This is a genomic window from Bradyrhizobium genosp. A (assembly GCF_049949275.1).
Classification (GTDB): Bacteria; Pseudomonadota; Alphaproteobacteria; order Rhizobiales; family Xanthobacteraceae; genus Bradyrhizobium.
Window position 1 is genome coordinate 4,569,102 of the sequence record NZ_CP188196.1, and the last position, 11,911, is coordinate 4,581,012.

General features: G+C 64.3%; 13 protein-coding genes and 1 pseudogene. 5 read left to right on the forward strand and 9 right to left on the reverse strand.

Going from position 1 to position 11,911, the window contains the following annotated elements; all coding sequences use genetic code 11:
* The first annotated feature begins 42 nt into the window (after window positions 1–42).
* On the forward strand, window positions 43–372 hold the full coding sequence (gene erpA, locus ACP2YP_RS21240) for an iron-sulfur cluster insertion protein ErpA (protein WP_426418313.1): 330 nt from the start codon (window positions 43–45) through the stop codon (window positions 370–372).
* 6 nt (window positions 373–378) lie between these two features.
* Here erpA and ACP2YP_RS21245 read toward each other — a convergent pair whose 3' ends face one another.
* Entirely contained in the window at window positions 379–2,709 is a 2,331-nt protein-coding gene (locus tag ACP2YP_RS21245) for an ATP-binding protein (RefSeq protein WP_426418314.1), read from the reverse strand.
* Between the two features lie 134 nt (window positions 2,710–2,843).
* Between ACP2YP_RS21245 and xth the strand changes: the two genes are divergently transcribed.
* Window positions 2,844–3,641 (forward strand): exodeoxyribonuclease III, encoded by a 798-nt coding sequence (gene xth, locus ACP2YP_RS21250; protein WP_426418315.1) that lies wholly within the window; start codon window positions 2,844–2,846, stop codon window positions 3,639–3,641.
* Between the two features lie 60 nt (window positions 3,642–3,701).
* Here xth and ACP2YP_RS21255 read toward each other — a convergent pair whose 3' ends face one another.
* Together ACP2YP_RS21255 and ilvD are read right to left on the reverse strand one after the other, a co-directional pair.
* Complete coding sequence (locus ACP2YP_RS21255) at window positions 3,702–4,526, reverse strand: tetratricopeptide repeat protein (RefSeq protein WP_426418316.1); 825 nt, start codon at window positions 4,524–4,526, stop codon at window positions 3,702–3,704.
* Window positions 4,513–6,237 (reverse strand): dihydroxy-acid dehydratase, encoded by a 1,725-nt coding sequence (gene ilvD / locus ACP2YP_RS21260; RefSeq protein ID WP_426418317.1) that lies wholly within the window; start codon window positions 6,235–6,237, stop codon window positions 4,513–4,515. Before ilvD ends, ACP2YP_RS21255 begins: the two co-directional genes overlap by 14 nt.
* A 1,094-nt stretch (window positions 6,238–7,331) precedes the next feature.
* Here ilvD and ACP2YP_RS21265 point away from each other — a divergent pair.
* Together ACP2YP_RS21265 and ACP2YP_RS21270 are read left to right on the forward strand one after the other, a co-directional pair.
* Window positions 7,332–7,610, forward strand: a complete 279-nt coding sequence (locus ACP2YP_RS21265; protein ID WP_426426217.1) for a metal/formaldehyde-sensitive transcriptional repressor — start codon at window positions 7,332–7,334, stop codon at window positions 7,608–7,610.
* Window positions 7,611–7,615: 5 nt separating this feature from the next.
* Window positions 7,616–8,677: a sulfite exporter TauE/SafE family protein gene (locus tag ACP2YP_RS21270; RefSeq protein WP_426418318.1), complete on the forward strand. Its 1,062-nt coding sequence runs from the start codon at window positions 7,616–7,618 to the stop codon at window positions 8,675–8,677.
* 31 nt (window positions 8,678–8,708) lie between these two features.
* Here the strand turns inward: ACP2YP_RS21270 and ACP2YP_RS21275 are convergent, their stop codons facing one another.
* Window positions 8,709–9,617, reverse strand: coding sequence for a DUF1259 domain-containing protein (locus ACP2YP_RS21275; protein WP_426418319.1), 909 nt, complete (start codon window positions 9,615–9,617; stop codon window positions 8,709–8,711).
* A 312-nt stretch (window positions 9,618–9,929) separates the two neighbouring features.
* On the opposite strand from ACP2YP_RS21275, the pseudogene ACP2YP_RS21280 reads away from it, so the two are divergent.
* Window positions 9,930–10,115: pseudogene (locus ACP2YP_RS21280) on the forward strand (Cj0069 family protein); the annotation flags it as partial.
* Between the two features lie 33 nt (window positions 10,116–10,148).
* On the opposite strand, the gene ACP2YP_RS21285 reads toward ACP2YP_RS21280, so the two are convergent.
* The 5 genes from ACP2YP_RS21285 to ACP2YP_RS21305 all read right to left on the reverse strand — a co-directional run bounded on the left by ACP2YP_RS21285 (window position 10,149) and on the right by ACP2YP_RS21305 (window position 11,885).
* The gene (locus ACP2YP_RS21285; RefSeq protein WP_426418320.1) at window positions 10,149–10,514 is read right to left on the reverse strand and encodes a MerR family DNA-binding protein; all 366 of its coding nucleotides are present in this window, start codon (window positions 10,512–10,514) and stop codon (window positions 10,149–10,151) included.
* Window positions 10,515–10,567: 53 nt separating this feature from the next.
* Window positions 10,568–10,789, reverse strand: coding sequence for a hypothetical protein (locus ACP2YP_RS21290; RefSeq protein ID WP_426418321.1), 222 nt, complete (start codon window positions 10,787–10,789; stop codon window positions 10,568–10,570).
* A gap of 80 nt (window positions 10,790–10,869) precedes the next feature.
* Entirely contained in the window at window positions 10,870–11,127 is a 258-nt protein-coding gene (locus ACP2YP_RS21295; protein WP_426418322.1) for a hypothetical protein, read from the reverse strand.
* A gap of 164 nt (window positions 11,128–11,291) precedes the next feature.
* Window positions 11,292–11,504 (reverse strand): hypothetical protein, encoded by a 213-nt coding sequence (locus tag ACP2YP_RS21300; RefSeq protein ID WP_426418323.1) that lies wholly within the window; start codon window positions 11,502–11,504, stop codon window positions 11,292–11,294.
* Window positions 11,505–11,708: 204 nt separating this feature from the next.
* A complete protein-coding gene (locus ACP2YP_RS21305; protein ID WP_426418324.1) occupies window positions 11,709–11,885 on the reverse strand; it encodes a hypothetical protein in 177 nt (58 codons plus the stop codon).
* Between the last annotated feature and the right edge of the window lie 26 nt (window positions 11,886–11,911).

The window sequence follows — 11,911 nt, forward strand, 5'->3', positions numbered from 1 at the left end:
CGAGTGAAGTTGGTATGACCGCGGGCCTATCGGAGACGAGCCATGACGACTGCTGTGACCATCAGTGACCGCGCCGCACGCCGGATTGGGGAGATCCTCAGGGGCGAAGGCACAGGCGCGATGCTGCGCATCTCGGTCGAGGGCGGCGGCTGCTCCGGCTTCCAGTACAAGTTCGACATCGACCGCGACCGCACCGATGACGATCTCGTCATCGAGCAGGAGAACGCGGTGGTGCTGGTCGATTCCGCCTCGCAACCGTTTCTGGCGGGCTCGCAGGTGGATTTCGTCGACGATTTGATCGGCGCCTCATTCCGCGTCAACAATCCCAACGCGACGGCGTCCTGCGGCTGCGGCACCAGCTTCTCGATCTGACCGGCCTCACGCGCCGGTCATCTGCCTTTCCTCATCCGTCCACTCGACATCGATCGGCATCAGCTCCGGCTGGAGCGACGCGTCCTCTGCCATCACGTAACCGTCCAGCGCGCGCAGCAAGGCTGCGGCCAGCGCCGGCTTCCGTAGCGGCTTCGCCAGGAAGTCCGACATGCCGGCCTCGCGGCAGATCTTGACGTCTTCGGGGAAGGCGTTGGCGGTCAGTGCGATGATCGGCAAGGCCGCGAAGCGCCCGCCTTCCGCGCGGATCGCCCGGGTCGCGGCAAGGCCATCCATCTCGGGCATGCGCACGTCCATCAGCACGAGGTCGTAATCGCCTTCGGAGACAGCCGCGACGGCCTCGACGCCGTCGGCGACGACCCGGAGCTCGACCTCGAAGGCTCCTAGCATCTTGCTCACGACCATGCGGTTGACGGCGTCGTCCTCGGCAACCAGCACCTTCAGCGGCCGGTCGAGGCTTGTGATGCGAGCCTTGAGCTCGTCGGCTTCATCGCGGCCCGCGTCCTGACTGGACGTCTGCGCCAGGCTCCACGGCAGCACCAGCGTGAAGCGGAAGGTCGAGCCTTCGCCCGGCGTCGAGGCGACGCCGATCGTGCCGCCCATCTGCTCGATGATGCGCCGGGAGATCGCGAGGCCCAGCCCAGTGCCGCCGAAGCGGCGGCTGATCGAGGCATCGGCTTGGGCGAAATCCGAGAACAACTGCCCGAGCTTCTCGGGCGCAATTCCGATGCCGCTATCGCTCACGGTCCATTCGACGGTCGCGAGCAGATCGCGCCGCGCCTGGCAGATGGCCTTGATCGTCACCCCGCCCTGGTCGGTGAACTTCACCGCATTGGAGGCGAGATTGAGCAGCACCTGGCGGATGCGCGCGACGTCGCCACGCAGCGTCGGCGGCAGGTTCGGGTCGAGCTCGACCTTGACCGCGAGCCCCTTGCTCTTGGCGCTTGCGCGCACCACGGTCGCGACCGTCTCGACCAGCGTCTGCGGCGCAAAGTCGATCGCCTCGAACGCGAAGCGCCCGGCCTCGAGCTTGGACAGATCGAGGATGTCGTTGAGGATGCGCTGGAGGTTGTCACCGGACTCGCGGATCGTGGTGACGGCTTCGCGCTGCTCCGGATCGAGTTTTGTTTCGAGCAGCATGCTGGCAAGCCCGAGCACACCGTTCATGGGCGTGCGGATCTCGTGGCTCATCACGGCGAGAAAATCCGACTTCGCGCGGCTCTCGGCCTCTGCCTTTTCCGCGCGCCAGCGCTCGGTGACGTCGCGGCCGAAGCCGCGATAGCCGAGAAACTGGCCATCACGGTCATGGGCCGGCTTCGCCGTCAGCGACCACAGCCGCGCCTCGCCGCCGGCGACGACCTTGAGGTTCATCTCGTGCAGCGGCTCGGCGTGCTCCATCAGGCCAACGACATTGTAGGCCGCCGCCTTGTCTTCGGGGCACAGCATGTCGAGCACGTCGGCGAAAGGCGATCCCTTCAGCAGCGGAAGCGGCAATTGCGCGACATCGGCGAAGCGTTGCGGCACGTCGGTGAGATGCCCTTCGGCATCGGTTTGCCACAGCCAGTCGCTGGCGTTCTCCTGAAAATCCTTCAGCAGCAGCGAGATGATCTCGGTCTGGCGTTCGAGCTCGAGCTGGGCCTTGAGATTGCCGAGGAACAGATTGCCCTGCGAGACGATGTTGCGCGCCATGAAGAACGCAAACAGCAGCAGGAACACCGCGGTCAGGGCATACGGACCAGCACCGCACAACAGCATTGCGCCGGCGCAGGCGACCGTCACGGTCGCGAGATAGACAAGGCCGGCGCGCGGGAAAGTCGACAGCGTGAAGGCGCCGCCGGACATCATGCCGACCATCAGGCAGGCCAGGATCAGCTGGCTGGTCGGCCCGACGCGGCTGAACAATGCGAGCGGCAGCGTGCCCCAGACAGCGGCCAGGAAGAATGCCTGCCGCATCATTTGCCGCGTCGCGCGGCGTGAAGCTTCCTGCGGCGGATTCTGCTGCGCGCGCCGCCACGCCCTCACCGCGAGCGAGGCGGTGGCCGCAAGCGTCATGCCCCAGATCGCGAGGAAATCGTTCCAGCCCCGGCCCCAGAACAGGATCAGCACGATGGCGACGTTGAGCATGGTGACGGCCATCGTCACCGGGACTGCCCGCATCACCGCGTCGATCTGCTTGGCGCGGATGCGGCGCAACTCGCGCTCGCTGAGATCGGCGGTCAGGCCGTCCTCGATCTCGAAGCCGCCGAGCCAGTACAGGAACGCGCCGATCAGGCCGGCTTGCGGCTCAGTGCGCTGTGATGATTTGTGCGGCCATCCCATTCGAAAAACCCTTTCGGCATCAATGGCCCAGGGCCGGCTTAAGCCGGGTTAATTTTGTGGGAGATTTTGCGGCGTCCTTGACGGGCACGTTTGCATTTTGTTCTAACCATGGCCCCTGCCCGGAGCCCTCACCGATGCCCATCAGAGTTGCCACCTGGAACGTGAATTCGGTCCGGCAGCGGATCGATCTCCTGCTGACCTGGCTGAAGGAGTGCCAGCCGGACGTCGTCTGCCTCCAGGAGATCAAATGCGTCGACGAAGCCTTCCCGCGGCTGGAGATCGAAGCGCTCGGCTATAACGTGGTGACCCACGGGCAGAAGACGTTCAACGGCGTGGCGCTGCTCTCCAAGCTCAAGTTCGATGAGACCAAGTCGGGGCTTGCCGGCGACGACGAGGATGCGCATGCCCGTTTCCTCGAGGGCGTGGTGACGCTGAAGCGCGGGGTGCTGCGCATCGCCTGCCTCTATCTGCCCAACGGCAACCCGGTCGGGACCGAGAAATATCCCTACAAGCTCAAATGGATGTCGCGGCTTCTTGAGTATTCGAAGGAGCGCCTTAAGACCGAGGAGCCGCTGATCCTCGCAGGTGACTTCAACGTCATTCCGCAGGCCCGCGACGTCCACAATCCCGCCGCCTGGACCGAGGACGCCCTGTTCAAGGCCGAGACGCGGGAGAGCTTCCAGTCCCTGCTCGGCCTCGGCTTGACCGATGCCTTGCGCGCGGTCACCGACGAGCCCGGGCTCTACACCTTCTGGGACTACCAGGCCGGCGCCTGGCAGAAGAACCAGGGCCTGCGCATCGACCATCTGCTGCTGTCGCCCCAGGCCAGCGATAAGCTCGCCAATGTCGGCATCGACAGCTATGTGCGGGCCTGGGAGAAGCCGTCGGACCACGTGCCGGTGTGGGCGGATCTGGATCTGGAGGCGGCGTAAGCGCCAACCGGATGGTGGGCACGGCGCCAAGGCGCCTTTGCCCACCCTACAGGACCTCGCCTACTCGCGGCGGCCCTGCACCCACTGCTCCAGCATTTGCAGGCACATGGCGCGGTCGTCATCGGACGCCTTGGCGAAGGCGCGGTTGTAGTTTTCCTTGATCCAGGTCTCATCAGTGCCGGCGCTGTCACGTGCGAGCGTCAGCCACATCAGGCCACGCGCGGCCTGCCGCGGCAGACGGTCGCCGTTGAACAGCATCTGCCCGAGCAGCGCCTGGGCCTCATGCTGGCCCTTCTGGGCAGCGAGGCCGAGCCAGCGCGCACCGTAGCGGAAATCCTCGCGCGAGGCGTCCGGCGTCTTCAGATAGAGCCGGGCGAGATCGTACTGGGCATCGGCGTTGCCGAAATAGGAGGCGGCGTAGGAGAACATCTCCCGCGCCCGATCCGGGTCGGCCTTGATCTTCGAGTTCGGGATACCGCTCAGATAGTAGCGGCCGAGCGCAACGAAGGCGTTGGCCACGACCTGCGCTTGCGGCGCCGACGGGCTGTCCTCGGCATGCGCATTCGCGATCCGGGTAAAGTATTCGAAAGCGCGCACGTCGTCCTGGGCCACGCCGTCGCCACTCGCGTACATGCGGCCGAGCTTCCACTGCGCAATGGGATGACCGCCCTCGGCGGCGTATTGCAGTGCGCTGAGCGAGGTTTCCTGGGGCGCAACCGGCGGCACTGACTTGCGCACCGCGCCCGCAGCACTGGGCAAGGTGGTCACGACAGGAATGGTCGCATCCTTCGGGTTGACCGGCGCACCGTCGAAGGCGACTGCCGGCGCGGCCAGCGCGGTAGCCCCCAACACAAACGCAACGATGGTACGCCTAGATGTCCGCATAGCACTGTTTCTCGTGCGCGCCGCCCGGATGGGTGACTGCCCCATCGACCGCCGGTCCAACCTGCTGAGCATATTTCCAGAGCGCGCCCGACGTATGGTTAGTCGCGCGAGGGCTCCATTTGGTCTTGCGTTGCGCGAGCTCGGCGTCGCTCAATTTTACGTTAAGGATTCCGGCAACGGCATCGATCTCGATGATGTCGCCATCCTGCAACAGTGCGATCGGACCGCCGATGGCGGCCTCAGGCCCGACATGGCCGATGCAGAAGCCGCGGGTGGCGCCGGAGAAGCGGCCGTCGGTGATGAGCGCGATCTTGCCGCCCATGCCCTGCCCGGTCAGCGCCGCGGTGGTCTGGAGCATTTCCCGCATGCCGGGGCCGCCCTTGGGGCCCTCGTAGCGGATCACGATGACTTCGCCTTCGCGGTAGGTGCGGTTCTGGACGGCCTCGAAGGCGTCCTCTTCCCGGTCGAAGCAACGCGCCGGACCGGTGAACCTCAGATTGGACATTCCCGCGACTTTCACGATCGCACCTTCTGGCGCCAAATTGCCCTTCAGACCGACCACACCACCGGTGACGGTGATGGGCTTGTCTGCCGGGTGCACCACGTCCTGGTGCGGATTCCATTTCACGCTCTTGAGGTTTTCGGCGATCGTTCGACCGGTGACGGTGAGGCAGTCACCGTGGAGAAATCCGTTGTCGAGCAGCGTCTTCATCAGAAGCGGTATGCCACCAACTTCAAACATGTCTTTGGCGACATAACGGCCACCCGGCTTCAAATCCGCGACATATGGTGTCTTTTTGAAGATTTCGGCGACGTCAAACAGGTCGAACTTGATGCCGCACTCATGTGCAATGGCTGGCAAATGCAGTGCAGCATTGGTCGAGCCGCCGGACGCGGCAACCACGGCGGCCGCGTTCTCCAGCGCCTTGCGGGTGACGATGTCGCGCGGCCGGATATTTTGGGCGATCAGGTCCATCACCTTCTCGCCCGCGGTCATGCAGAAGGCGTCGCGGATTTCATACGGTGCCGGGGCACCGGCCGAGTAAGGCAGCGCAAGGCCGATGGCTTCCGAGGCGGTCGCCATGGTGTTGGCGGTGAACTGCGCGCCGCAGGCGCCCGCCGAGGGGCACGCCACGCGCTCGATCTCGTCGAGGTCCTCGTCCGACATGGCACCGACCGAGTGCTTGCCGACCGCCTCGAACATGTCCTGCACGGTGACCTGCTGCCCGCGGAAGGTGCCGGGCAGGATCGAGCCGCCGTAGATGAAGATCGAGGGCACGTTGAGGCGGACCATCGCCATCATCATGCCCGGCAGCGACTTGTCGCAGCCGGCAAGGCCGACGAGCGCGTCATAGGCGTGGCCGCGCACCGTCAGCTCGACGGAGTCGGCGATGCATTCGCGCGACGGCAGCGACGAGCGCATGCCGTCATGACCCATGGCAATGCCGTCGGTCACGGTGATGGTGCAGAATTCGCGGGGCGTGCCGCCGGCGGATGCGACACCCTTCTTCACCGCCTGCGCCTGGCGCATCAGGGCGATGTTGCAGGGCGCGGCCTCGTTCCAGCACGAAGCGACGCCGACGAAGGGCTGGTGGATCTGCTCGGTGGTCAGACCCATGGCGTAAAAGTAGGAGCGATGGGGCGCGCGCGCAGGGCCTTCCGTCACGTGACGGCTCGGCAGCCTGTGTTTGATGTTGGTCTTGGCGTCCATCGCGACCAGTTTCCTTGGCTAACCCTTGTCAGACCCGGAAAATCAGACCCAAGATTTGAATCGACCTTGGGATTTCCCGCCGCCTGCAAGGGACCAGCCCAGCCCCTGAAACATTAGAGCGATTTTATTCATGTTCAGGTGTGGCCAAAAAGCGGCGCCGACGCAAACGGACTGCGATAACGGTTAAATCGCATGGGGATGTTGCCGGGAGGGCACAATCGTGGCTCAGAGGACACGGAAAAGCCTACTGTGTTACCCTCGCGAGAGGAGAAATCCACAACTGGAGATTTTGTGACACGAGAGGCGCGCCCAACTTTGACGCGATGGCGAGACCCAAGCCAACTGAGTCGCGTCATCGACAGCGTCCCCTATCCTACGGGGCTTGCAGACACACCTTCGCAGCCTCGCGACGCAATTCGCCCGAGCTTTGCTTGATCTCTCCACCCTCCATCCAAGAGGGCGCAGGGAAGGCCGGGTGCTGACGGCGCACCCGCGGTCCGCTGCGCGAATGTGTAGCGCAGAGAAAACCGCACAGCAGCATACAGGTGGTGCCAATCACTCGGCCTTCCCTGCGCGATGGGTTGACGGCTTATGCCGTGCTCTCCCGGGAGCCGAATTCCTTCTGGCCTCCCTCGCCCCGCGAATTGACGATGCGGTTGACCCGGTTGGGCGCTCCACACCTCCGCGAAAGGCTTGACCGTAGCAACGACGGCCAGGACCACACGGTTTTGCCGTACGCGCGTTCGCCTGGTGCCACAGGGTCTTGCAGCCGTGTGCACACGCGCCGCAAGAATATTGGCGAGACGAACTTGACAGCGCCGCTCATCCGCACGCGGTTTCGGGCTCACAGGGACTACCCGCCCTGCCCGCACCTCTCGTGCCGACGCTGCCGCGTCCACCGCAAGCCCAGCTCGCAATCAGTGACGACGTACGATCGCCCCTCGAGGATGAGCCGGGATGCGCCAAGCCCTACAGGTGTTTTGCCCGACGGAGCAAGCATAATTTCTCTTTTTTAGAAATTTAGCGTCCCGGCTGGTTCGGCCAAAATGAAGTCGACGTTTGACAAATATAGGGTACCCCCCTATCTTACCGAGATGTCGCATACCATCAAGCACAAGTCGAAGCTCATCGGCCGGGTCCGGCGCATCAAGGGTCAGCTCGAGGCCGTCGAGCGCGCGCTCGAGTCGGAGATCGGCTGCACTGATGTGCTGATGCTGGTGGCTTCCGTGAAAGGCGCGATCAGCGGTCTCACTACCGAGCTCTTGGAAGATCACATCCGCCACCACGTCGTGGATCCCGCGTACGAAAAGGATCCGGAGAAGGCCAAGGGGGCCGCCGACCTCATCGACGTCGTCCGAACCTATTTGAAGTGAACGAGATGACCGACCTGTCTTACCTGCTCCAGCAGAGCAGCGCCCACGCATGGCTGTTCGTGCCCAGCGCGATCCTGCTCGGCGCGCTGCACGGTCTCGAGCCCGGCCATTCCAAGACCATGATGGCCGCGTTCATCATCGCCGTGAGGGGAACGGTGCTTCAGGCAGCGCTGCTCGGCCTGGCGGCGACCATCTCCCATACCGCGGTGGTCTGGACAATCGCGGTGGCGGGACTTTACTTCGGCCGCGAATTGTCCGGCGAACGCAGCGAGGCCTATCTGCAACTGGCATCCGCCGTCATCATCTTCGGCATCGCCGGCTGGATGGTCTGGCGCACCTGGCGGGAGCAGAATCACGAGCATGACCATCATCACCACGACGAGCCGCAATCCATCTCGCTGGCCGGCTTGCCGCTGCTGATCGAGGTGTTCGAAGACGGCGTGCCGCCTCACTGGCGGATCCGGAGCGAAGCCGGCGCGCTTCCCGCAGCCAGCGACATCGAGGTGACCACGATCCGCGAGGACGGCTCGGCCCAGACATTCGCGTTCGCCGCTCGGGACGGCTACCTTGAAAGCGTCGCGGAGATTCCCGAGCCGCATGCGTTCAAGGCGCGTGTGACACTGGGCGGCGCTGACGCCGCGGAACTCGTCTTTAGGGAACATGATCACGACCACATGAATCTCGGCGATGAGGACGACGCTCACGCGCGCGCCCACGCCGCCGACATCCGCAAGCGCTTTGCGGGACGCAACGTGACGACGGCGCAGATCGTGCTGTTCGGCCTCACCGGCGGACTGATCCCCTGCCCCGCCGCGATCACCGTGCTACTGCTTTGCATGCAGCTGAAGCAGTTCAGCCTCGGCTTTGTCCTCGTGCTGTGCTTCGGCATCGGCCTCGCGATCACGATGGTGTCGGCAGGCGTTCTGGCGGCGCTCAGCCTGCGGCATGTCGAACGACACTGGAGCGGCTTTAGCCGCTACGCCCACCGCGCGCCCTACGTATCTGCGGCCCTGATCGTCTTCGTCGGCTTCTACACCGGCTGGACGGGTTTGCACGAACTGTTGTGACAAGCGGCGGCGGCATCCACTGCTCTGTCGGTTAGCCTTTCGCGCTCGCAGTCTTGTCGAGCGCGGACCGCAGGCCCTTGGCGAGCTTGATCGCGTCGTCATTGGCCCAGAAGTGCATGAAGAACAGCCGCGGCTGCTCGTCCAGCATGTGGCTGTGCAGTGCCGTCACCTCGATGCCATTCGCCAGCAGCGCCGCAATCACCGGGTTCACCTCGTCGCCCGACAGAACGAAATCGCCGGTGATGGCGGCTTTGCCCCCGCCCGTTGGCTGGAAGTTGATGCCGATCGCGACGCCCATTGCCCCGACGGGCGTGAGCGGCATGCCCTGCTGTGTGATTGGATCGCGGCGCTTGACGTTGAATTGGTAGACGTCGCCATTGGCCTGTCCCTTCGCGCCGATGATCTGGTCGAGCTTGGCTGTATCGAGATCGACGGCAGGCGGGGGGGTGGCGGGTGCGGCAACGGTCTGCGGAGTCTTGCTTTCGGCGAGTGCATCGTGGATGGCGGAAGCCAGCTTGACGGGGTCCCCGTGTCCCGCGACATGCATGTAGAACGTCGCCGGGCTCGCACGCAGCAGATGATTGTGCACGGCGGTGATCTCGAGACCGCCAGCGATCATCTTCGCCATCACGGGATTGATCTCGGTCTCGAGGAGCACAAGATCACCCATGACCATGGCGCCGCCATGGGCAGGCTTGAATGCCACCCAGCCGCCGAGCGCCAGCGCCGGCTTGATCGCGACCCCGTCAAGGGTCACGGAGAGATCGCTGCGAGGAAACCCGTATCGGTGGACATCATCCGAGACGGCCGCCTTGCGGCCGAGCGTTTGGTCGATCGCCTGCCAATTGACGTCTTCCGCCTGGGCCGGCGCGGCGAGCGATGCTGGGCCCACGACAGCGGCCAGCAAGAAGGCTGCGTGACAGATTGTTCGTAGTCGCATGGTCATTCTCCTGGTGTTCCTGCGAATCCGTTTCCTGGCTCAGGCGGCCGCTGCCAAGCACGCGGACGCACGCCAGAGCAGCCGCCGCGCGAGGCGGAACGAACCTATCTGTCGAATGAAATCGAGTGTGTGAAGTGGACATGCTGCGCCCTTGGTGATCAGGACGCGATACTTGGGCATGTCGCCTCGCGGGGAGATCGCATATCCCCGATGCCTCGAATAGAAGCCCCGGGGCACCAAGCTGTCAACCCGCGCACAATCGTTGGATCCTCGAAAAGATTTCATCGATCCAATGGAACGAAGATGATGAAGCTGGCCATCGAGGAACCATCACTGCCGGTGATCTGGGACGCGGATTTCCTGTACGGCCCGCGCGATGCGGCGGGCGCCGACGCCTACGTTCTCTGCGAAATCAACGCGAGCTCGTGTTTCGCGATCCCCGACGAGGCTTCAGCCGTGATCGCACGGACGGTTCGCGCGATCGACTGGTGGCCGTGAAGCGGTAGATGCGCCGAAGCAAGCGGGTCGCCCTCAACCACCACTCGCTCGGCCCGGCTGCAGGATTACGCAGTCCGGCGCAGTGCTGCCGCAGCATGTCGTTTCGCAGCCACTGACCAGCGCGGCCACCGTCGCTTCCAGCGCGCACAACTCGGCGATCCTCGTCCGAATCGAACGGAGATGCTGATCCGCGAACGTCTTGGTGTCGCTACAAGGCAACTGCCGCTGCACTGATGCGAGGATGTCGCTGATATCGTCGAGCGAGAAATCGAGATCGCGGCAGTGCCTGATCAGGCTGAGTGCCTTGATGTCCTCGTGGCCATAGATGCGCTGGCCGCCCTGGCGTGCCGGCGGCGTCAGCAGACCGATGCTCACCGCGCCGGTCAGACCGCCGAGCAAGGTCCAGAACCCGCGCCCTACCACAGCTATCGACGAATTCCGCCAGCTCTCAATCAGGCCGGCTCGCGCTGCGCGCGGGTCCTGATCGTGGCCCGCTCGCCGGCATCGACGAGCTGGCCGATACCGGTGCGACCCGTCAGCGCGCAGCGGATGATGTTCTCGGCGACCGACCTGCGGAAGCCGTGATCCTCGCCGTCGGGGCGATTACGGCAGACGCGGTCGAGCGCCAGCTTCATATTGATCCGTGTGCGGGTGTCAAAATGTTCGCTGATCATGCGCCCAATCCCGATGCGTTGGTGTCGGGGCGGAAACGTCCGACGAACGGCCCAGTTCCAAGACGGGATCGAGCAACGCCCTAAGTGCGCCCGCGCGGGCGTTGGGCGTGGGCCCAGGCCGCCGTCACCTCGCGCGGGGGAATGTCGACGCGCTTGATCGGTAACAGCTGCCCGGACGCAGAGACGATCGCGGTCTCCTCGCGGCGACAGCGCGGGCAGACGAAGCGGACCTCGTGCGGCTGTGCCGACCAGCTTCCACGTTTGACATTGGCCGCCATCGGCCAAGCCTCGCAATGCGAGCACGACACCAGAAACCGGCCGGGATCGAGCATACCCATCCGTTCGACTCCGCGTCCTGCCTGCTCCTTCCAATGGCTATCCTATGTCATTCGTTCCGGTGGCAGAGCACCGTCAGCGGCTTGGCTCTAGCGGTTCCCCAATCGCGGCCAGGATGAGATGCGGCCAGGATGAGATAAAGAGGCCGCGGCCTCGGGCCTTGCTTTCAGTGCGCGCCCTTGAGCGTACAGGAGGTGGTGCAGGTGACGGTATTGCCGTGGTCGCACGACTTGCAGGCGGCAACGCACTGATTCATATCGCGGGGATTGTAGGCGCTGTAGTTCCGCAGCGCGCAGACCGGGGTCGAGCCCGTGACGTCCTGCTCCTGGTTGCAGGCTGCTGTCAGAAGCGCAAACAAAATGACCGCAAACAGACGCATGGGACGTCAACCATCGGACGAGCTACGTTCGCGGGCAATGTTGCATGGCAACCTTGCCGCAGGCATTCCCATCGCCGGGAAACGCAATGCGCGACTCCCCGCTTCCCATCGAGGATGCGACTCAATTGTTAAGAACGGCTTGCGATCGCGACCGATCCTGCGAACGCAGGGATGCCGCGTCGTACCTCGCTCCGACGGGAACCCTCAGGCCGCGGCCTTGGTCGCGATCACCTGGCGCATGTCCACCGCAAGCTGACGGTACTGCTCCCCGAGCTTCAGGTAGAACTCGCGCTTTTTGGTGTCGGTGGCGAGCTTGGCAATCAGCTCGCATTCGGCGGTGAGCGTCTCGAACCGCTCCAGCCTGTCCTCAAGTTCTGTCATCGGCGTATCCCCATTAAACGCCTCAA